This is a genomic window from Vibrio profundi (genome assembly GCF_043642225.1).
GTDB lineage: Bacteria > Pseudomonadota > Gammaproteobacteria > Enterobacterales > Vibrionaceae > Vibrio > Vibrio profundi_A.
Window position 1 is genome coordinate 201,859 of record NZ_JBHZSF010000005.1, and the last position, 21,523, is coordinate 223,381.

Sequence of the window (21,523 nt, forward strand, 5' to 3'; positions counted from 1 at the left end):
TTTGAGTATTGTGTCTGGCTTAATTTTGCAGGGATGTAATTTATTTTCATAAATGGAGTGAGATTCATTCTTATTTGTCAGGTTAACCCTAAACGATGCAATTACACGAGTTAGTCAATACTATTGGCCAAGATTTACAGCGCCGCTATGGCGAGAAAGTTCATAAGCTGACCTTACATGGCGGATTTAGTTGTCCAAATAGGGACGGCACGATTGGTCGAGGGGGCTGCACGTTTTGTAATGTCGCGTCATTTGCGGATGAACAAACTCAAATCAAAAGTATCGTCGATCAACTGACAGATAGAGCGGGTGAAATTAAGCGAGCCAAAAAGTATCTGGCCTATTTTCAAGCTTACACCAGCACTTATGCCGAGGTGCAAGTGCTAAAAAATATGTACGAGGAAGCATTGAAAGCTGCAGATATCGTCGGGCTATGCGTCGGAACTAGGCCTGACTGTGTGCCAGACTCTGTACTGGAACTGCTAGCCGAATATGTAAATCAGGGTTACGAAATTTGGCTAGAGCTAGGGTTGCAGACTGCAAGTAATCAAACGCTCAAGCGTATAAATCGAGGTCATGATTTCGCGATTTATGAATCGATTACTCAGCGCGCTCGATCGCTTGGAATAAAGGTCTGTACGCATTTAATTGTGGGGTTACCTAAAGAAACTAAAACCGATAATTTGGAAACTTTGGAACGAGTTTTAAACGTCGGTACTGATGGGATTAAGCTACATGGCCTACATATAGTAGAAGGCAGCACTATGGCGAAATCATGGAAGGCTGGCAGATTGGAAGCGCCGACTTTGGAAGAATATGTCGACATCGCGACTGAGATGATCCAACGAACTCCGAGCCAAATTATTTATCACAGAGTTTCCTCGGCGGCGAGGCGGCCAACATTATTGTCTCCACTGTGGTGTGAAAACCGTTGGTTAGCGATGACTGAAATAGGGCGTTCATTGAATAAAACCGGTGCTCAAGGGGTATTAATCAATGATCCGTATGAATATACGCTACCGATTTTATCAGCAGATAAAATGACCAGATAATGATATATTTATTACTGATGATGGTAGATGAGTAATTGAGGGTAAATGGAACAGGTCTTAGACTGGTTATGGAATACTACGAACGGATACGGTTTTGATATTGTCGTTCTCGTATCTAGTATATTTATCTGTGGCCTCATTTACACTCGATACCAAAATCAATTACGTCATTTAACTCATGATTCCCCATCTGCAGTTTGTATTATAGATGCTAAAACGGCAGAGCTTCGCAAAGCTAACCGTCAAGCCATGCAGCTGCTTGGCATTCGTAAGGTTGGTACAGTTTATCGTTATCCTAAGACGGTAGGGGCCGAAAAAGTTCTTTCTATATTAAAGGAACAAAACGGCTCTCATTTCTCTAATGTTTCTTTCCCTTGGTCGTTATCCACATTTGATGCGCTTCGTTTGTCTATTACTGGCCGAAAGGTTTGGTTCTATGGACGAAGAGCGTGGTTGATCTATATTGCTCCGGCTGAAAACACCATGGATGCGCAACAAGCTGAAATGAAAGTGCTTAGTGTAGCAAAGACCGCATTAGACTCACTTTCTGAACTTATCTACGTAAAAGATAATGAGGGAAAACTCATTGCGACCAATCGCGCCTACAAAAAGTTTTGGCAGGATCGTCACGATGAAGGTTTAAGAGATATCACAGATAGCTTGTTAAAAGGCAGGGTAAGTGAGCGCTCATGGACGACCGACAATCAAGGGCGAAGCTGCCTGCTTGAAACTTATCAGAACGTATTGCTTTCAGAGCAGGGCGAAAACCTAGGCATGCTCTCTATTAGTCATGATGTGACAGACTGGCACAATACTCAGCAGCAATTACGTAATGAAATGGAGCGCCGTAAAGATACCGAAGTTGCATTGGCGCAAAGAGACACCATTTTGCAAAACATACTAGAGGCGAGTCCTGACTCTATTGGTATCTTCAATGAAAATATGATTTACCAAGCCTGTAATCAGCCATTTGTTAGCGCATTAGGCATTAGTGATGTCAATGAGCTGATAGGTAAGCGCCTGCAAGATGTGGTGCCAAGTGACTTATACAAGCGTTTGTCGGAAACGGACAGCCAAGTGCTTCATCAAAATAAATCACTACGCTATTTAGATAAAACCATGTCTACTGATGGCCGACTGACTTGGTACGACGTTGTAAAGTCTCCATTCAGAGATCCAGCCTCAGGGACTAATGGTGTTTTGATCATGGCGCGTGATGTCTCAGAACGTTACTTGGCAGAACAAAAGTTGGAAGAAGCGAACTTAGAGCTTGAGCGTTTGAGTTTTATGGATAGCTTAACGCAGGTTTCCAACCGTCGACGATTTGATGAGCAGCTTTCAACGTTGTGGCATCACCATGTCCGGGAAACTTTGCCGATCACCGTGATGTTATGCGATATAGATTTCTTTAAAGGTTATAACGACTTTTATGGGCATCAACAAGGTGATGAGGCTTTGATAAAAGTGTCTCAAGCCTTTTTGAAAGTGTTAAACCGCTCGTCGGATTGCGTGGCTCGATACGGTGGCGAAGAGTTCGGATTCATTTTGCCGAATACAACGGCACTCGGAGCAGAAGCCGTCGCAAAACGTATTCATGAAGAAATTGCAAAATTGGAAATTGAACATGAAACTTCCACGGTTTCAGCGTTTGTGACCGTGAGTTTAGGTATCATTTCTTATACGCCTCCTCTTGGTGAATCGATGGAATCTGCCGTTGCGTTGGCGGATAGTGCACTCTATCAAGCGAAAGCAAACGGTCGAAATCAAACTTGTATCCATCCATCATCGCAAAATTAGTTAGATACCCCACAGATTAGCGGGTTCAACCGCTCCAAATACGCTAGCACGCTTACCTGACTTAGTTAAACAGGTTAGAATATTGCCTAGTCGTATCGCATGGAGCGTTAAATGAAACCCATGAAAAACCTCGCCCAATACTACGTTGATCTGCTAGTAAAACTGGGCATTGTTCGCTTTTCCATTCTTCTTGCTTTAGCCCTTGTAGCGCTAGCGGTCGTTGTTCAAGTTGGTATTACACTTGCCCTAAAAGGTAATGTCGATGACATCGATATCGTTCGCTCGGTTTTCTTTGGCTTAGTGATTACTCCATGGGCGGTATATTTCTTATCGGTGGTTGTTGATCAGTTAGAGGAGTCGCGCCAGCGTTTATCCAAGTTGGTTTCAAAGCTTGGTGATATGCGCTCTCGAGATCAAGAGCTCAACAGTCAGTTACAACTGAATATCGAAAAGCTTAACCAAGAAATTGAAGAACGTGAGAAAGCGGAAGAAGCTCGCCAAGAAGCGATGAAGGATCTTGAAAATGAGGTGTTTCAACGTGAGCGCACACAGCTTGAACTCGCAGAGCGAACCGCGTTATTACGGTCTTTCATTGATGCGTCACCGGATCTGATTTATTACCGAAATGAAGATGGGATTTTTTCTGGATGTAACCGTGCCGTTGAAGAGCTTACCGGTAAATCTGAGAAAGATCTGGTCGGGCTGACTCCATGGGATGTATACAGTAAAGAAGTGGCTCAACAAGTGGTTGAAACCGATGAAAAAGTCTTTGCTGACAATCAAGCTCTAACTTATGAGCAGTGGCTAGAGTACCCTGATGGTCGTAAGAATTACTTCGAATTACGAAAAGTCCCTTTCTATAGTAAAGATGGTCGTCATTTGGGCTTGGTCGGTTTTGGGCGAGATATTACAGAGCGTAAAGAGCATCAAGAGTCACTGGAGAAAGCCAGCCGCGATAAAACCACTTTTATCTCCACCATTAGCCATGAATTAAAAACGCCACTCAACGGTATTATTGGTTTAAGCCGTATGTTACTTGATAGTCAGCTCACCCAAGAGCAGCGAAAACATATGCAGACGATCAAAGTGAGTGCGGTGACACTGGGTAATATTTTCAACGATATTATCGACATGGATAAATTTGACCGAAATAAGCTGGAGCTTTTCCCGACGCCGCTCAATTTTGAAGACTTTGTTGCTGAAATGGAGAGCATTTCAGCCTTGATGGCCGAGCAAAAAGGACTTCGTTTTGATTTAGATCGTTTATCAGAGCTCCCAGGGATCATTGAAGCAGACGGGACTCGTTTACGACAAGTTCTATGGAACTTAATCAGTAACGCCATGAAGTTCACCAAAGATGGTGGGGTGGTCATGACGGTGAGTGCTGATGTGGAAGATGGCTTTGCCAATGTCACAATGGAAGTTGAAGACACAGGCATTGGTATACCAGAAAGTGAAGTCGAAAAGATTTTCGCGATGTACTATCAAGTTAAATCTGGCAAAGATAACTTACATGCAGTCGGTACGGGCATTGGTTTAGCTGTGTCGAAGCAATTAATCAATATGATGGATGGCGACATCTATGTAAGCAGTGAAGAAGGTTTTGGTAGCACTTTCACTGTCTCTATTCGAGTACCGGTCACAGAAGATAAACAAGTTCTGAATAAGGTCATTCGTAAGCAACCAAAATTACAGATATTTATGGTTGAAGACATTGAACTGAATGTGACTGTTGCGCGCTCGCTTTTGGAGAGTCTAGGACACGAAGTGACTGTTGCCATGACGGGGAAAGATGCGCAAATCGAGTTCGTACCAGATTTATACGACTTGGTATTGTTGGACATTCAATTACCAGACATGACCGGTTTCGATGTGGCGCATTACTATCGTGATAAATACCCTGAGCTACCTCCGCTGGTGGCTTTGACGGCCAATGTACTCAGTAATAAACAGGAATATATTGAAAACGGTATGGATGAGGCGATCAGTAAACCGTTATCAGTGAAAGCGATTCAAGATGTGATTGCTGAGTTTATAGAGTGCGAAGTTGTTAAAGAGAAGCCTGTTATTGAAGAGAAAACCGTTAAACCGGTGGTGAATATTGATACCTCACTGCTCGATATTGAAATGCTAGAGTCGTATGTCGATATTGTTGGTTCGAAGCCAGTGTTAGACAGCATCGCTATGTTTGAAGATATGATGCCGGACTACATGGCTATCTTAAACTCGAATATGGCCGCTAAAGATCAACCGAGCATTGTCTCTGAAGCGCATAAAATAAAAGGTGCGGCAGGCTCTATTGGGCTTAAGCGAATTCAGAAAACCGCGCAAAAAGCGCAATCTCCAGATTTACCAGAATGGTGGGATAATGTGGCTGATTGGGTTGATGAAATAAATAACGAATATCAGAATGATATTGAAGTCCTTAAAAGTTGGTTAAATCAAAGGTAATCGAATGAAGAAAATTGCATTAGCGTGCGTGCTTGCTTTAGCTGGCTGCTCGACAACAAACGTTAGCTGGGACCAAGATAGTCAAATTGAAGTTTCTCAATCGACTGTAACTTTGAAAAGCAACTTGTGGCTAAACAAAATGCCGACCATAGGTGAAGAGCAAGAACATAACTTACATGGCGCTCTTTACTTAGAGTCCGACTCGGACCTTCCTGCTGACCTTACCGTTAAAAGTGTTTCTCTTAAGCAAGGCGAGAATACATGGATTGTTGATGGGGAAGCGCTAGACTTGCGTACACACAGTGAAACGCAGTGGGAAGTGGCTTTCGTATGGCAATTGGATGTTGATGCCGATCTGGTTGTTGATGTCGCGGTTGAAGTTGAGCAAGCAGGGCAATCTCAATGGTTGGTTGAGAATGAAGTGAAAGTCGACTCTGTCTACTAACTTTCCAGTATTTTCCTTGCAACAAAAAAGGGTGATGCCAAAAGCATCACCCTTTCTATTTTAACTTGAAGACTACTCTTCTAGGTCACCACAAAAGCGGTAGCCTTCACCATGAATCGTTGCAATGATTTCTGGAGTACCAGACACTGATTCAAAGTGCTTACGAATACGACGGATAGTGACGTCTACAGTACGGTCATGTGGCTTAAGCTCACGACCAGTCATCTTCTTAAGAAGGTCTGCACGAGTTTGGATCTTGCCTGGGTTTTCACAGAAGTGAAGTAAAGCACGGAACTCAGAACGTGGCAGTTTGTAACCTTCGCCATCAGGGCTTACAAGAGAACGGCTATTGATATCTAGAACCCAGCCGTTGAACTCATATTTTTCAACGCTACGTTTTTCTTCCGTCACTGTGCTTGTGCTCATTGAACGGTTAAGAAGGTTACGTGCGCGGATAGTCAGTTCACGTGGGTTAAATGGCTTAGTGATGTAATCATCAGCACCAATTTCTAGACCAAGGATTTTATCAACTTCGTTATCACGGCCAGTTAAGAACATTAGGGCTACGTTTGCTTGCTCACGTAGTTCACGAGCCAGTAATAGACCATTCTTACCAGGAAGGTTGATATCCATGATTACCAAGTTAACTTGGTTGTCAGATAGCACTTGGTGCATCTCTTCACCATCGCTGGCCTCAAAAACAGCATATCCCTCTGCTTCAAAAATACTCTTAAGAGTGTTACGCGTTACTTGCTCATCTTCAACGATGAGAATCTGCGGGGTTTGCATTTGGCGGTACCTAAATTTGTGACGAAACTGTGCTAATAGAATAAATTCTAGGCAAAAACATAACATACAGGTAATGTAATTTTGATAATAACTCAAAGTTTTCAAAAAAACACTTACTTCAGCTATCCGCCATCCTTGAAGCTCTGCCTGAAAACGTAATTCCGAGTACGCCCTTTATTATTCCGTTAGTAATTGCTGAGAATTCTATAATCTTAACAGCTTGCTAACAATGCGAGAATGTTAATTCCATTCACTTTGTTGATTTATATCAATTGCTGAAATGTAACAAACTCTAATAGTATAAATACAAATATAACTGGTACTAATTTGATTATAGACTCGAATCTTTGGCATGCTTATGCAGCTTCTTTTTTTGATTTTAAAGAGTTACCTAACCAACACTCTTTCATAATAATCACCGCTTGGAACCCAAGAAGTGCCATACTGTCTATAGAAGAGAATAAAACGAAGAACCAATTACTTCTCACAGACTTACAAGAACATGAATTGACGCAAGGTATCGTGGGGGATGAAAGTTTCACTTGGTGTGAAGAAAGCTACGCCGTTGTGATGGAGTTAGAACAAGCCATCACAACGGCTAGGAAGTTTGAACAAAATGCCATCTACCGTGTGTCCGGCAATCAATTATTTTTACATTCGTGCTTAGCGCATAATCAGTATGAGTGTTTAGGAGAGTTTCAATCTCGTCTCGTTAGCTAACGGTATGAGAATAAAGAATTTTTATAACTATCTACACAGAGAAGTATTAAGAGCGCGTCAATGGAAACTGTGCGGCTCTTATCTCATGGAGGAAATATGCAAGACATAACACCGGATTTGTGTGACCAGTTTGAAGAGCAAGTTACTTTGCTTAACCTACCGTTACAAACCTTTGGTCAAAAAGGGGCATTTTGGGGGGAGATCGTTACTGTTCGTTGTTATCACGATAACTCTAAAGTGCGAGAGATGCTGGAATCTGATGGTAAAGGAAAAGTGTTAGTGGTCGATGGTCATGGCTCTTGTCAGAAAGCCCTACTTGGTGATCAGCTGGCTATTCTAGCAATAGAGAATGGCTGGGAAGGGGTTATTGTTAATGGAGCGATTCGTGATGTTGGGATGATGTCTCAAATGGATCTCGGAGTTCAGGCTTTAGGCGCATGCCCATTTAAAACTGAGAAGCGTGGTGCTGGAGATGTGAATGTGACTCTGTCGATCCACAATCAACTTGTACAGCCTGGGGATTATATTTACGCAGATTGGAATGGTGTTTTGTTATCAGCGTATAAGCTAATCAACTAGAAGCGAAAACCTAGCCCTACCTCAATACCTTGTTGCCACTTTTCATAGTCAAGAGTGGCATGAATATCTAAATTATCGGTGAGTTTCATTCGACTTGAGACTTCCGCCGCCACAGAGCTGTTCTTCTCGTCACCGTTTTCATAAGTATATGTATGTACAGTACTGTTCAATGAAAGCTTGTCTGATATTTGATAGCTAACACCGCTTAGAAAGCCGTTTTCATTTCCTATTGTAGAGTTGTTCACTCGTGCCCCGACATAAAGGTCAACGCTTTTGAAAACGTTATATGAATACCCACCATCGATTTTCCATATATCAAAACTGTCATCTGAGGCGGTAGGCTGACTTGAAATGAAAAAGCTGTGCGCGGACTCTTTGGTTTGAGAAGGCAGTTCAGGGAGGGAGTTTGCTTGGCAAATAGCGGGCACGACTAAGGAAAAAAGATACAGTAGTCTTCCCATAACCCACTCCTTGGATCGTTATTATTAATTATTGTTTAGCGAGAATAATTAAAGCACATAAAAATGCTTATTGCTGCATTAATGTTATAGCAAATGGTTATTAAACCATAAGAGTCTAGATGCTTATTTGGTAACTGTATGACTTTCAAAGTTGTTTGATTAATGTTCTCAAGGAATGAAAATCTACACTTATTGCTATTTAATGGCGCTTTACTTCTAAAAATCGCCTGAATGTGAAAAAAAATTAACTTTTCATTGACGTGACCTACTAAAAATTGATACACGTAGAGATAAGCAAACGCAAAGAATTGAAAAAATATTATTATGCAGAACACTCGCCACCTAGTAATGACCACAACCATTATTATTACCGACATTACAATTGTTGGGGCAGGCTGCTAAGTAACGGATTTAAAAGAAAAGGCCTGTATCCCACAAGATACAGGCCTTTTTTTGTACCAATTTTTATGATTTATGGAGGAAGGGATGCGAGTTCTTAAATTTGGAGGTTCATCATTAGCAGATGCAGACCGTTTTTTACGAGCGGCAGATATCATTGCTAATAATGCACAGCAGGAAGAAGTAGCAGTAGTATTGTCGGCACCTGGTAAGACAACAAATAAGTTAGTTGCTGTTATCGATGGTGCTTTGAGAAATGGCGAGGCTGAATTACAAATAAGTGAATTGGAGTCGTCATTTAAAGAACTGTTTTCAGGCATTAAAGCGGTATTACCCAACATTGATGGCTCTGGTTTTGATAACCAAGTAAAAACATCACTTTCTCAACTTCGCCAATTCGTACATGGAATTAACCTATTAGGCATGTGCCCTAACAATGTTAACGCTCGCATAATTAGTAAGGGTGAGCGAGTATCTATTCAGTTGATGAAGGCTGTTTTAGAAGCAAAAGGTCAAGCCGCGAGCCTGATTGATCCTATCCAGTATCTGTATGCTCAAGGTGATCATCTTGAAGCAATGGTGGATGTTGAGGTTTCTACACAGAACTTCCGCCAATCTCCGTTACCTGAAGGCCATGTGAATATCATGCCTGGTTTTACTGCGGGTAATGCAAAAGGCGAGTTGGTGACATTAGGTCGTAACGGCTCAGACTACTCTGCGGCAGTATTGGCAGCCTGTTTACGTGCTGATTGTTGCGAAATCTGGACGGATGTTGACGGTGTTTACAACTGTGACCCTCGTCTAGTGGATGATGCTCGCCTGCTTAAATCACTCAGCTATCAAGAAGCAATGGAGTTGTCGTACTTCGGTGCTTCTGTTCTTCACCCAAAAACTATCGCTCCAATTGCGCAATTCCACATCCCATGTTTGATTAAAAATAGCTTTAATCCACAAGGTGCGGGCACTTTGATTGGCCAAGACACTGGTGAAGATAACCTAGCGATCAAAGGCATCACGACACTAAGCGACCTAACAATGGTCAACGTATCTGGCCCTGGTATGAAAGGTATGGTTGGCATGGCTAGCCGTGTATTCGGCGCGATGTCTTCTGCGGGCGTATCTATTGTTTTAATTACTCAATCTTCATCTGAATACAGCATCAGTTTCTGTATTGAATCTGCAGATAAAGCCAAAGCTCAGCAAGTGCTGTCGGAATCCTTTGAGCTAGAGCTTAAAGACGGCTTGCTTGAACCTGTTGAGTTCATGGATGACGTCGCTATCGTCACGCTGGTAGGTGATGGCATGCGTACTTCTCGCGGTGTTGCTTCCCAATTCTTCGCCTCTTTAGCTGAAGTGAATGTCAACATTGTTGCGATTGCTCAAGGCTCTTCAGAGCGTGCTATCTCAGCGGTAATCCCAGAAGATAAAATTTCAGAAGCCATTAAAGCTTGTCATGAAAACCTATTTAACTCGAAGCACTTCCTTGATGTCTTTGTGGTTGGTGTTGGCGGTGTTGGTGGTGAACTTGTTGATCAGATCAAACGTCAGCAAGGGAAATTGGCTGAAAAAGGCATCGTTATCCGAGTTTGTGGACTAGCAAACAGTAAAGGGCTACTACTTGATAGTGAAGGTTTACCGCTCGAGCAGTGGCGTGATCGTATGGCTGATGCAACAGAAGATTTCAGCCTAGCTCGACTCGTTGCATTGGTTCAGCGCAACCATATCATCAACCCAGTGCTAGTAGACTGTACTTCAAGTGAAGCTATCGCAAATCAATATGCGGACTTCCTTGCTGCAGGCTTCCATGTAGTGACGCCAAATAAGAAAGCGAATACGGCTAGCATGGCTTACTATCACCAACTTAGAGAGGTTGCGCGCAGCTCTCGTCGTAAGTTGATGTACGAAACAACAGTGGGTGCTGGTCTACCGGTTATTGAGAACCTACAAAATCTGATTTCGGCGGGTGATGAACTCGAGAAATTCAACGGTATTCTTTCTGGTTCACTGTCATACATCTTCGGTAAGTTGGATGAAGGTATGACGTTAAGCCAAGCGACAAATATCGCTAAAGACAATGGATTTACAGAACCAGATCCACGTGATGACCTATCTGGTATGGATGTGGCTCGTAAGCTTCTTATCTTAGCTCGTGAAGCGGGTATGGCTCTTGAATTGGAAGATGTGGAAGTGGATCAAGCGCTGCCACCTGGTTTTGATGATTCAGGTAGTGTTGAAGAATTTATGGCCCGTTTGCCTGAAGCGGATGCGTACTTCCAAGAGCAATCAGCTATTGCCGCTGAAGAAGGCAAGGTATTGCGTTACGTTGGTGAAATTGCGGATGGTAAATGTAAGGTGCGTATCGCTGCGGTAGATGGCGATGACCCAATGTTTAAGATCAAAGATGGTGAAAATGCGTTAGCATTCTACAGCCGTTATTACCAACCGATCCCACTTGTCCTACGTGGATACGGTGCGGGTACGGAAGTAACCGCTGCGGGTGTATTCTCTGATGTTATGCGTACTCTTGGTTGGAAGTTAGGGGTTTAAAATGAGTTCAAGTGATATGGATGTTGTAGTTTACGCGCCTGCATCGATAGGTAATGTAAGTGTAGGCTTCGATGTGCTCGGTGCTGCGGTTTCCCCTGTAGACGGAACGCTATTAGGTGACCGAGTGTTAGTGAAGGCCGGTAATGAAGCCTTCACTTTGAAAACTGCTGGGAGCTTTGTATCTAAGCTTCCAAAAGAAGCGAAAGAAAACATTGTTTACGATTGTTGGGTCGTGTTTTCTCGCGAACTCGCCAAGAAAGGGGTTGAACTAAAGCCGCTAGAAATGACACTAGAAAAGAACATGCCAATCGGTTCTGGGTTAGGTTCTAGTGCGTGTTCTATCGTTGCGGCGTTAGATGCGCTTAACCGTTTCCATGGTCAACCTCTGGATGAGATGGAACTGCTCGCCTTAATGGGAGAGATGGAAGGCCAAATCTCCGGTGGCATCCACTATGACAATGTTGCCCCATGCTACTTAGGTGGCTTGCAGCTGATGTTAGAAGAGCTGGGCATTATTAGCCAAGAAGTACCTTGTTTTGATGATTGGTATTGGGTCATGGCATATCCGGGCATTAAGGTATCAACCGCCGAAGCTCGTGAAATTTTACCTTCTCAATATCGTCGCCAAGACGTGATCGCGCACGGTCGTCATTTAGCTGGATTTATCCATGCATGCCATTCAGGTCAACCTGAACTAGCAGCTAAAATGATCAAAGACGTGATCGCAGAACCATATCGTGAGAAACTGCTTCCAGGGTTTGCTGACGCGCGTAAATACGCCGCTTCAGCAGGGGCACTCGCAACTGGTATTTCAGGTAGCGGTCCAACTCTATTTAGCATTTGCAAAGAAAAAGATGTCGCTGAGCGTGTAGCACGCTGGTTAGAACAAAATTACGTACAAAATGAAGAAGGATTCGTTCACGTTTGTCGCCTAGACAAGCAAGGTTCGATCGTTACAGGAAGTGAGCTATGAAGCTGTACAACATCAAAGAAAATGACGAACAAGTATCTTTTGGCCAAGCCGTGCGCCAAGGGCTAGGTCGTAACCAAGGTCTATTTTTCCCATCGGAACTGCCGAAGTTCGATGATATCGATGCGCTATTAGCGGAAGACTTTGTTACTCGTAGTGGCAAAATTTTATCGGCACTGATTGGTGATGAACTACCTGCAGAGCAAGTGAATCAATTAGTTGATGCTGCATTCCAATTCCCAGCGCCGATCAACAAAGTAAAAGATGGCGTATACGCACTAGAGTTATTCCATGGTCCTACGTTAGCATTTAAAGATTTTGGCGGCCGTTTTATGGCGCAATCTTTAGCAGCGGTTTCAGATGGCGGTAAGATCACTATCCTTACGGCGACATCAGGTGATACTGGCGCGGCAGTGGCGCATGCTTTCTATGGTATGGAAGACATTAATGTTGTGATCCTTTACCCGAACGGGAAGATCAGCCCGCTTCAGGAAAAGCTATTCTGTACGCTTGGTAAGAATATTCACACAGTCGCTATCGATGGTGACTTTGATGCGTGTCAGGCACTAGTCAAGCAAGCGTTCGATGATGCGGCGTTACGTGAAGAGATTGGTCTTAACTCAGCAAACTCAATCAACATTAGCCGCTTGATGGCTCAGATTTGTTACTACTTCGAAGCAGCTTCTCAGCTTTCGAAAGAGCAACGTGAAAACCTAGTAATTTCAGTGCCAAGTGGTAACTTCGGTAACTTAACTGCTGGTCTTTTAGCAAAAGCACTTGGCTTACCAATTAAGCGCTTTATTGCAGCAACCAATGAAAATGATACGGTTCCACGTTACTTAGAAACCGGTAAATGGGATCCGAAACCAACCGTTGCTACTACTTCGAATGCAATGGATGTTAGTCAGCCAAATAACTGGCCACGCATTGAAGAGTTATGTCAGTTGAAAGGTTGGGGCTTAGATACATTAGGTAAAGGTAAGGTATCTGATGAGCAGAGTGCTGAATCAGTACGCGACCTAAAAGCACAAGGTTACTTGTGTGAACCGCATGGTGCGATTGCTTACCGTCTATTAGACGAACAGTTGCAAGATGGCGAAACTGGCTTATTCCTATGTACGGCTCACCCTGCGAAGTTCAAAGAAGTCGTTGATGACATTCTTGGTTCAGATATCGATCTTCCTGGCCCGCTAGCGAAGCACGCTGCGATGGAATTGTTGTCTGAAAACTTATCGAATGACTTTGACGCACTGAAAGAAGTACTTCGCCGCGTTCAAAAATAGTTCAATATGGGATGGCCAGCTATCCTCATTTTAGATATAAAAACGGCGCTCATAGAGCGCCGTTTTTTTGTATTTGTTTTCAGCCGTTGCTGAATGAGCAATCTAAATTATAGAGACTCAGTGAACGTACGTGCGATAACGTCACGTTGCTGTTCAGTCGTTAGAGAGTTGAAACGAACCGCATAGCCAGAAACACGGATTGTTAGTTGTGGGTACTTCTCTGGGTGTGCTACTGCATCTTCAAGAGTTTCACGTTTTAGAACGTTCACGTTTAAGTGCTGACCGCCTTCGATACGTGGTGCAGTTTCAATTGCTACTTCACGGCTTTCATATTCACCTAGGTCTGAAGCTGTGATCACTTGATCCGCTTCATAACCAGTTGTAGCAACCACACAACGAGCTTCGTTCTTCTCGCTATCTAGTAGCCAGATTGAGTTTAGTAGGTCGTCGTTTGCTGCTTTTGTAATTTGAATACCTTGAATCATCACTATCTCCTAGTCCACTAATGTGGATTGTTATGGTGTTAACTTTCGAATTTTGTTGAACAGGTTAATATATACCTAGCTGTCGCCATGATAGTCTTGATTTAAGTCAAAAAACAATCAAAAACCTTAATTTTTTAATGGTAATTTTATTGAGTTAAATCAATAAAACCTTTAAAAACAATGTGATTACAAAATATTTTAAACTATAAAAATTATTTAACAGATGGTTTTGTTGTAAGTTTACTACAAAATTAACTAGTTTATTGAACTGACACCTATTCTAATACTAAATATGGTGCTTATCCTGAAAGTGCAAAGTGATTTAATGACAAACAATTTTTCTTCGAATAACCAAAAATTTATCGGTGCTCATGTGTCTGCGGCGGGAGGCGTTGATCAAGCTCCAATGCGTGCTCGAGAAATAGGAGCAAACGCGTTTGCACTATTTACAAAGAACCAAAGGCAGTGGGCTGCTAAGCCATTAGAGGAAAAAACCATTAGTGCGTTTAAAGCTAATTGCAAAATGCTTGGTTTTGGTGCTGAACACATTTTACCTCACGATTCTTATTTGATTAATCTAGGGGCTCCTGAAATCGAGAAATTGGAAAAATCACGAGCCGCTTTTATTGATGAAATGGAGCGCTGTAACCAACTTGGTCTCACGCTGCTGAACTTTCATCCTGGGAGTCATTTAAAGAAAATTTCAGAATCTGACTGCTTAGCTCGTATCGCAGAGTCGATCAACTTAGCTCACAAAGCAGTGCCGAACGTCACCGCTGTCATCGAGAACACCTCAGGCCAAGGGACTAATCTAGGCTGGAGGTTTGAACATTTAGCGGAAATCATTGATCAAGTTGAAGATAAGTCACGTGTCGGCGTGTGTCTCGACACTTGCCACACCTTTACCGCTGGTTATGACTTGAGAACTAAAGAAGCGTGTCAGTCGACCTTTGAAGAATTCGATGAAGTGGTCGGTATGCACTATCTAAGAGCAATGCACATCAATGATTCTAAAGCAGAATTTGCAAGTAGAGTTGATCGCCACCATGCATTAGGTGAAGGGGAAATTGGTTGGGATTGCTTTGAATATATTGCGTCGGATGAACGTTTTAATGGTATCCCTTTGATTTTAGAGACAATAAAGCCAGAAAAATGGAAAGATGAAATTAACGCGTTAAGAAAGTTTCATGATAATTCAACGGACTAATACTCCTTAGACAAAACTTGGCATCTTTCTTTCATTAGTACAGTAGACAACGCTACCTACTGTACTAAGGAGAGGGTATGTTCAATTCCACTTCAATAAAACTCGCGAGTGTAAGCGGGGCATCGGCATCAGGTCGTTTACCTGTACCTAATCGACACATCCACAGTCACGGTCATTACCGTACGCCACAAAAAAGTGCTTAGTAGTATCCCTCCTGAAATCTTCATATATCGGGTACACTACGCGAAGAAGATTTTAGGAGGAGCACATGAACGCATCGTCTACTTGGGCGCTCTTTATTAAAGAAGAGCAGCAAAAAGCCTATTTTCAGAAAACTCAGCAGTTTGTCGAGCAAGAGCGGAATTCTGGTAAGCCAATTTATCCGCTTGAAAAAGATGTGTTTAGCGCATTTTCTAGTACCGCTTATGAAGATGTTAGGGTCGTGATATTAGGGCAAGACCCTTACCATGGGCCAAACCAAGCACACGGTTTGTCTTTTTCTGTGCTCCCAGGTATTAAGATCCCGCCATCGTTACGCAATATCTATAAAGAACTGACTCAAGATATTGAAGGCTTTGAAACACCATCTCATGGTTACTTACAAAGCTGGGCGGAACAAGGCGTCTTATTATTAAATACTGTGTTAACGGTAGAGGAAGGAAAAGCGCATTCTCATGCCAAGAGTGGATGGGAGCAATTCACTGACTCGGTGATCGATAAGCTCAATCAAAGGGAATCTCCTGTCATATTTTTGCTGTGGGGAGCACATGCCCAGAAAAAAGGGGCTGCGATTGATTCGAATAGACACATTGTATTCTCATCCCCGCATCCTTCGCCTCTTTCCGCTAGGCGCGGTTTTTTCGGGTGCAGGCATTTTTCCAAGGTAAATGAAGCATTAATGGCTCAAGGGCTAAACCCTATTCATTGGCATTTGCCGCTTGAAGTCGATAATTGATTGTTTTTCGACCAGGATCAAGGCTTATAGGTGAATGACCCTATACACTTATAAAAAGTAGGTGAAATGGAGGTCGACACAATGATGATTGAAAGGATCAGGCGCGAGCACGGCTACATGGTGCAATTACTCTCTATATTGAAAGGTAAACTTGCTCAACTGAATCGTGAACAAGAGATTAACTATGGTTTAGTCAAAGAGATTGTTAGTTATCTTATTAGTCATTCAGAGAAAGTGCACCATCCTAAAGAAGATATTATTTATCACCACTACTTGAAAAAGTATGGTGAACAACAATCGATTGATAACCTTGAGGCTGAGCATCGAACTCTGTCTGATAGAACGGCTCAGTTTCTGTTAGTGGTAGAAATGATTTTGCAAGATGCGGTTGTTCCTCAAGAGGTGTTCATTGAAAAGCTCGATGACTTCATTCAAATGCAAAAGCGCCATTTAGAGCTAGAAGAAAGGTACATCCTTCCGCTCATTGTTGATGCATTTACTGTCGAAGATTGGCAGGAAGTGGAATCTCAATGGGCTCAACCTGAAGATGACCCGGTGTTTGGCGATACGATTGCGGAAGAATATAAGCAGCTGGCTGAAAGGATACGGCAAAGTGCAAAAGAGTGTGTTTGAGCACTGATATATAAATAGAAAAGGCACGATACCGTGCCTTTTTTTGTTCTCTGATTTAGAGCTTAATGTCTTCGATACCGAAATCGGCATCTAAATCTAAGTCCATGAGTTCTTTTTGTAAGCGACGACGATCGTTGATCTCTTCTATTTCTCGCCACTTACGTTTAACCGGTTTAGAACGACTTCTTTGTGCTCTTGGTGCATCTAGCTCTGCGATTTCATCAAATTGAAAGCTTTCCATAAGCGACCCCTTTCCATGTTTGCGGTTCGTTTCGATTCATTTAGTACCATATTTTCTTCAACGATAACTTTGATTTGTTTCTCATTTGTTTCAATACCATGAAGGTTTTGTGTGTATTTTCAGCAGGTGGTCACGTTATTTAGCATGAGGTGTGGTTAATTATTGCGCAAACAAACATAAGAAAACGATCAAATTGCAGCATTGAGAATGTTAATAAGGCACGGGGTGGGAATAGCATTTTAGTCACAATGCAATCATACTCATACTCTGTGCAAATTGCTGATAGTAACTTGGCATTGGAATATTGCCTTTAAGTTCACCGTACCTTATAGAACCTAGGTTTACGCCCTATTCGTTAGATGCTGTTTATATTGATAGGCGAAGGAATGGGATGTTGTGGAAATGTCTGGCTTATGTGTCTTTTTGTTGTAGGTGTTGTTGCGTTTTATGTTAACAAATAGTCATTTATTAGTGAAAAATAGCATTGTAATGATATCTGGTGCATATTGATTTTTACTTCGACTCGCTGCATTATCCGCCCGTCAAAAAATACACTGATACGTAAAATGGACGCATGAGGCGACAATTTACAATCTAAATTGCACAAATAACACGATATAACAAATGCCGACACAACATTGACACTGGCATTGGCAATTTAGAGGAGGGCTCGGATGCATGATCAGTGCTTAAACTCAATACGAGGTTCACGTGACAGATTTAATTAATTTAATGAATGATCTTCTTTGGGGATCAATCTTAGTTTATTTACTAGTTGGTGTAGGTATTTACTTCACTGTAAGACTAGGCTTCATTCAATTCCGCCACTTTGGCCATATGTTCTCTGTTCTAAAGAACAGCCGTAAAGCAGACAACGCTGGTATCTCTTCTTTCCAAGCTCTTTGTACTAGTCTTGCTGCGCGTGTAGGTACAGGTAACATGGCGGGTGTTGCAGTCGCACTTACCGCTGGTGGCCCAGGTGCGATTTTCTGGATGTGGTTAATTGCGATGCTAGGTATGGCAACCTCTTTTGCCGAAAGTACGCTAGCTCAGCTATACAAAACACGCGATAACGACGGTAACTACCGTGGCGGCCCTGCTTACTACATGGAGAAAGGCCTTGGTATGCGTTGGATGGGGGTTCTATTCTCTATCTTCCTAATCATCGCATTCGGTCTTGTATTCAACGCGGTTCAAGCGAATGCAATCGCAAGCGCAATGAATACCGCGTTTGATTTTGAACGCAGCTATGTTGGCGTCGCTATCGTAATCATCTCTGCTTTCGTTATTTTTGGTGGTATCCGTAAGATCGCTCGTACAGCTGAACTTATCGTTCCTGTTATGGCACTTGCTTACCTTGCGATTGCTATCTTCGTAATGTTCATGAACATTGAGAAAGTGCCAGATGTATTAGCGCTTATCTTCAAGAGTGCATTCGGCTTGCAAGAAGCTGCGGCGGGTGGCTTAGGCTACGCAATCGCACAAGCAATGATCAACGGTATTAAACGTGGTCTATTCTCGAACGAAGCTGGTATGGGTTCTGCGCCAAACGCTGCGGCATCCGCGACACCTTACCCGCCGCACCCAGCGTCGCAAGGTTACGTTCAAATGCTAGGTGTATTCGTCGATACTATTGTTATCTGTTCTGCGACTGTTGCGATCATCTTGATGTCTGGTGAATATGTGCCACATGGTGAAATCACAGGTATTGAACTGACTCAGCGCGCGTTAACAGCACAAGTTGGTGATTGGGGTGGTATCTTTGTAGCGGTAGCGATTTTCTTCTTCGCGTTTACTTCTATCATTGCGAACTACTCTTACGCTGAAACAAACCTTATCTTCCTAGAGCACAATAATAAGAAAGGCCTAGTGCTGTTCCGTGTTGTTGTACTAGGCATGGTGATGTTCGGTTCTTTAGCAACACTGCCAACCGTTTGGGCGTTAGCTGACGTATCAATGGGTTTGATGGCGATTGTGAACTTGGTGGCAATTATCCTGCTATCCGGCATCGTGATTAAGCTTGCTAAAGACTACAACCGTCAATTAGACGCAGGCAAAGTGCCAACGTTTGATTCGAATGACTTCCCTGAGCTTAAGTCTCAGTTAGAAGACGGTATTTGGGATAACACGAAGAAGTAAGTTTCATCCCCCAAAGCTGACGTTGAAGCCAAGCTTCAGAAGCATTTCAAAGGCCAAGGTATTTTACCTTGGCCTTTTTTGTTGTTGAGTGAAGTTGGATGTTTACCTATGGAAGTAATAGGGAGAGTCATAAAGACAAGTTGATGTTTTTTCGATACTCTAACGCTATTCTCAAGTTTCAATTATTGAACACCAACTGAAACTGCACTTCGCGAAGCTTTGCCGCTGAAGGTGCGGATTCAACTGGTGTTAATGAATAGGATCAAAGTTATGTTAGTTGTCGTTTCTCCCGCAAAAACACTAGATTACGAATCTCCTTTAGCAACAGAACGCTTTAGTCAGCCTGAATTTGTTGAGCATTCAGCTGAGCTCATTGAAGAGTGCCGTAAACTGACTCCGGCAGATGTTTCGGCGCTGATGAAAGTGAGTGATAAAATCGCAGGGCTGAATGTGGCTCGATTCGAACAGTGGAGCGAAACCTTTACTCAAGAGAATGCTCGCCAAGCGATTCTAGCGTTTAAAGGTGATGTATACACAGGGTTAGATGCAGAGTCTCTGACAGAAGAAGACTTTGATTATGCGCAAAGCCATTTACGTATGCTTTCCGGTCTTTACGGCTTGTTGAAGCCTTTGGATTTGATGCAGCCATACCGCTTAGAAATGGGAACACGTCTCGCAAATGCTCGTGGTACTAACCTATACCAATTCTGGGGTAACATCATCACAGACAAGCTGAATGAAGCACTGAACGCTCAAGGCGACAATGTGTTGATCAACCTAGCATCGAACGAATACTTCAAAGCGGTGAAGCCAAAGAATTTAGACGGGCAAGTCATTACGCCTGTATTCAAAGATTGTAAGAATGGCCAGTACAAGGTGATCAGTTTCTACGCGAAGAAAGCGCGTGGCATGATGGCCCGCTACATCATTGAGAACAAAGTTGACTCGATTGAAGCGTTAACGAAATTTGATACCGCGGGTTACTACTTTGTTGAAGAAGAGTCGAATGCGAAAGAATTAGTTTTCAAACGTGAAGAACAAGCTTAACCACGAACGTGATTATAGACTTAGATAACAATAAAAAACCGATGCATTCGCATCGGTTTTTTTGATCTTCAGAAGGGATTACTTCTTTTTCTTAGCGGCTTTCTTTTTAGACGCAGCGGACTTTTTGTCGTCTTTTTTTACTTTCTTCTTTTTCTTGAAGACAGGTTTTTTGTGCGTTGGACGCATGCCTTCGATGAAGCGCTCTTTGATGCTTTCTTTCGTGTAACGAGCCACACGTTCGATCATCGGCTGGTCATGCGCTTCAATGATTGAAATCGCATTACCTTTCTTACCTGCACGAGCCGTACGGCCGATACGGTGTAAGTACACATCTGCAGTACGCGGCATATCGTAGTTGATCACGTGGCTGACATCTGGAAGGTCGATACCACGAGCGGCAACGTCAGTGGCTAATAGTACATTCACTGTGCCATCACGGAAACGAGCAATCGCATTGTTACGGCGGTCTTGAGGCATTTCACCTTGGATCCACGCACAAGGGATTTGCGCACTTTCCAGTTGAGCGCGTAGCTCACCTAAACGTTCGCGAGTTTTTAAGAATACGATCGTGCGCTCTGCTTGCTCGGTGATAATGTGCTTAAGCAGATCCAGTTTATGATCGGCTGTATCTGCACGGTGATACCACTGAGTGATTTTTTTACGTTCACGCAGTGACGATTGCGCGTTGATTTCTGCTGGGTTCTTTAGAAGATCTTCAGTGAAGCCTTCTACGCCTTTACCTTCTAGCGTTGCTGAGAATAGTAAAGTTTGTTTACGCCAGCGACACTCGGCAGACAGTCGGTCAACGACAGGGCCAAAACCCATGTCTAGCATGCGGTCTGCTTCATCTAGGATAAGCCATTCAATCGCACGACAATCAAAGCGTTCAGCTTCAATGTACTCCATTAGGCGGCCTGGAGTTGCAACCACGATATCTTGAGTGGTACCAAGGATGTCTGCGTGCTCTTGGTACATCACACCACCAGTAATGGTGAAGATGTTTAAGCTGGTGTACTTAGCCAGTTCACGGGCTTGATCGGTGATCTGCATCGCTAGCTCACGCGTTGGCGTCAGGATCAGCATACGTGCAGGGCCTGCTTTCTTACGTGGGAAATCCAGTAAGTATTGCAGCGCAGGTAGAACGAAAGATGCGGTTTTGCCTGTACCTGTTGGCGCGGAAGCCAAAACGTCTCTTCCATCTAACGCTTGTGGGATTGCTTCAGCTTGTACCTGTGTTGGGCGCTCGTAGCCCATTTCGTCAATTGCTTTTAGCAGCTCTTGTTCTAGATCGAGTTCTGCAAAGGTTCTGATCACTGTTGTTTC

At 43.1% G+C, this 21,523-nt stretch carries 20 protein-coding genes and 1 other annotated feature; of the genes, 15 read left to right on the forward strand and 5 right to left on the reverse strand.

Annotated elements, in window-relative coordinates; translation table 11 throughout:
- The first annotated feature begins 95 nt into the window (after positions 1-95).
- From mnmL to ACHUFI_RS10665, 4 genes are all read left to right on the forward strand, one after another.
- Positions 96-1,052: a tRNA modification radical SAM protein MnmL/YtqA gene (gene mnmL, locus ACHUFI_RS10650; protein WP_394248931.1), complete on the forward strand. Its 957-nt coding sequence runs from the start codon at positions 96-98 to the stop codon at positions 1,050-1,052.
- Positions 1,053-1,097: 45 nt separating this feature from the next.
- On the forward strand, positions 1,098-2,849 hold the full coding sequence (locus ACHUFI_RS10655) for a GGDEF domain-containing protein (RefSeq protein ID WP_394248933.1): 1,752 nt from the start codon (positions 1,098-1,100) through the stop codon (positions 2,847-2,849).
- Positions 2,850-2,960: 111 nt separating this feature from the next.
- A complete protein-coding gene (gene arcB / locus ACHUFI_RS10660) occupies positions 2,961-5,300 on the forward strand; it encodes an aerobic respiration two-component sensor histidine kinase ArcB (RefSeq protein ID WP_394248935.1) in 2,340 nt (779 codons plus the stop codon).
- Positions 5,301-5,304: 4 nt separating this feature from the next.
- The gene (locus ACHUFI_RS10665) at positions 5,305-5,745 is read left to right on the forward strand and encodes a hypothetical protein (protein WP_394248937.1); all 441 of its coding nucleotides are present in this window, start codon (positions 5,305-5,307) and stop codon (positions 5,743-5,745) included.
- A gap of 72 nt (positions 5,746-5,817) precedes the next feature.
- Here ACHUFI_RS10665 and arcA read toward each other — a convergent pair whose 3' ends face one another.
- Positions 5,818-6,534 carry a two-component system response regulator ArcA gene (arcA, locus tag ACHUFI_RS10670; RefSeq protein ID WP_394248939.1) on the reverse strand — a complete coding sequence of 239 codons (717 nt, stop codon included), beginning with the start codon at positions 6,532-6,534 and terminating at the stop codon, positions 5,818-5,820.
- Positions 6,535-6,861: 327 nt separating this feature from the next.
- Between arcA and ACHUFI_RS10675 the strand changes: the two genes are divergently transcribed.
- Together ACHUFI_RS10675 and ACHUFI_RS10680 are read left to right on the forward strand one after the other, a co-directional pair.
- Positions 6,862-7,254, forward strand: coding sequence for a DUF3293 domain-containing protein (locus tag ACHUFI_RS10675; protein WP_394248941.1), 393 nt, complete (start codon positions 6,862-6,864; stop codon positions 7,252-7,254).
- Positions 7,255-7,350: 96 nt separating this feature from the next.
- On the forward strand, positions 7,351-7,833 hold the full coding sequence (locus ACHUFI_RS10680) for a putative 4-hydroxy-4-methyl-2-oxoglutarate aldolase (protein WP_394248943.1): 483 nt from the start codon (positions 7,351-7,353) through the stop codon (positions 7,831-7,833).
- Here ACHUFI_RS10680 and ACHUFI_RS10685 read toward each other — a convergent pair.
- Positions 7,830-8,294, reverse strand: a complete 465-nt coding sequence (locus tag ACHUFI_RS10685) for a ribonuclease regulator (protein WP_394248945.1) — start codon at positions 8,292-8,294, stop codon at positions 7,830-7,832. The two genes, ACHUFI_RS10680 and ACHUFI_RS10685, sit on opposite strands and share 4 nt — an antisense overlap.
- Positions 8,295-8,631: 337 nt before the next feature.
- Positions 8,632-8,750 (forward strand) — a sequence feature (Thr leader region).
- Positions 8,751-8,780: 30 nt separating this feature from the next.
- Here ACHUFI_RS10685 and thrA point away from each other — a divergent pair.
- Genes thrA through thrC form a run of 3 tightly spaced genes read left to right on the forward strand, consistent with a single transcriptional unit; the run spans position 8,781 to position 13,493 of the window.
- Positions 8,781-11,240: a bifunctional aspartate kinase/homoserine dehydrogenase I gene (gene thrA / locus ACHUFI_RS10690; protein WP_394248947.1), complete on the forward strand. Its 2,460-nt coding sequence runs from the start codon at positions 8,781-8,783 to the stop codon at positions 11,238-11,240.
- A 16-nt stretch (positions 11,241-11,256) separates the two neighbouring features.
- Positions 11,257-12,213: a homoserine kinase gene (gene thrB, locus ACHUFI_RS10695; protein WP_394249072.1), complete on the forward strand. Its 957-nt coding sequence runs from the start codon at positions 11,257-11,259 to the stop codon at positions 12,211-12,213.
- Complete coding sequence (gene thrC, locus ACHUFI_RS10700; RefSeq protein WP_394248949.1) at positions 12,210-13,493, forward strand: threonine synthase; 1,284 nt, start codon at positions 12,210-12,212, stop codon at positions 13,491-13,493. The genes thrB and thrC overlap by 4 nt, the downstream gene beginning before the upstream one ends.
- Positions 13,494-13,600: 107 nt before the next feature.
- Here the strand turns inward: thrC and grcA are convergent, their stop codons facing one another.
- Entirely contained in the window at positions 13,601-13,978 is a 378-nt protein-coding gene (grcA, locus tag ACHUFI_RS10705; protein WP_394248951.1) for an autonomous glycyl radical cofactor GrcA, read from the reverse strand.
- Positions 13,979-14,303: 325 nt separating this feature from the next.
- Between grcA and nfo the strand changes: the two genes are divergently transcribed.
- The 4 genes from nfo (at position 14,304) to ACHUFI_RS10725 (ending at position 16,773) form a co-directional block, all read left to right on the forward strand.
- Positions 14,304-15,185, forward strand: a complete 882-nt coding sequence (gene nfo, locus ACHUFI_RS10710; protein WP_394248953.1) for a deoxyribonuclease IV — start codon at positions 14,304-14,306, stop codon at positions 15,183-15,185.
- Positions 15,186-15,262: 77 nt separating this feature from the next.
- Entirely contained in the window at positions 15,263-15,388 is a 126-nt protein-coding gene (locus tag ACHUFI_RS10715; protein WP_394248955.1) for a hypothetical protein, read from the forward strand.
- Positions 15,389-15,453: 65 nt separating this feature from the next.
- Positions 15,454-16,140: a uracil-DNA glycosylase gene (ung, locus tag ACHUFI_RS10720; RefSeq protein ID WP_394248957.1), complete on the forward strand. Its 687-nt coding sequence runs from the start codon at positions 15,454-15,456 to the stop codon at positions 16,138-16,140.
- A gap of 81 nt (positions 16,141-16,221) precedes the next feature.
- Positions 16,222-16,773, forward strand: a complete 552-nt coding sequence (locus tag ACHUFI_RS10725; RefSeq protein ID WP_394248959.1) for a hemerythrin domain-containing protein — start codon at positions 16,222-16,224, stop codon at positions 16,771-16,773.
- 55 nt (positions 16,774-16,828) lie between these two features.
- Here ACHUFI_RS10725 and ACHUFI_RS10730 read toward each other — a convergent pair whose 3' ends face one another.
- A complete protein-coding gene (locus ACHUFI_RS10730) occupies positions 16,829-17,014 on the reverse strand; it encodes a DUF3545 family protein (protein WP_394248961.1) in 186 nt (61 codons plus the stop codon).
- 711 nt (positions 17,015-17,725) lie between these two features.
- On the opposite strand from ACHUFI_RS10730, the gene ACHUFI_RS10735 reads away from it, so the two are divergent.
- Both ACHUFI_RS10735 and yaaA read left to right on the forward strand, forming a co-directional pair.
- Positions 17,726-19,153: an alanine/glycine:cation symporter family protein gene (locus tag ACHUFI_RS10735; RefSeq protein ID WP_394248963.1), complete on the forward strand. Its 1,428-nt coding sequence runs from the start codon at positions 17,726-17,728 to the stop codon at positions 19,151-19,153.
- Between the two features lie 270 nt (positions 19,154-19,423).
- The gene (gene yaaA, locus ACHUFI_RS10740) at positions 19,424-20,200 is read left to right on the forward strand and encodes a peroxide stress protein YaaA (protein ID WP_394248965.1); all 777 of its coding nucleotides are present in this window, start codon (positions 19,424-19,426) and stop codon (positions 20,198-20,200) included.
- A 78-nt stretch (positions 20,201-20,278) separates the two neighbouring features.
- On the opposite strand, the gene srmB is transcribed toward yaaA, so the two are convergent.
- Positions 20,279-21,514 carry an ATP-dependent RNA helicase SrmB gene (gene srmB / locus ACHUFI_RS10745; RefSeq protein ID WP_394248967.1) on the reverse strand — a complete coding sequence of 412 codons (1,236 nt, stop codon included), beginning with the start codon at positions 21,512-21,514 and terminating at the stop codon, positions 20,279-20,281.
- Between the last annotated feature and the right edge of the window lie 9 nt (positions 21,515-21,523).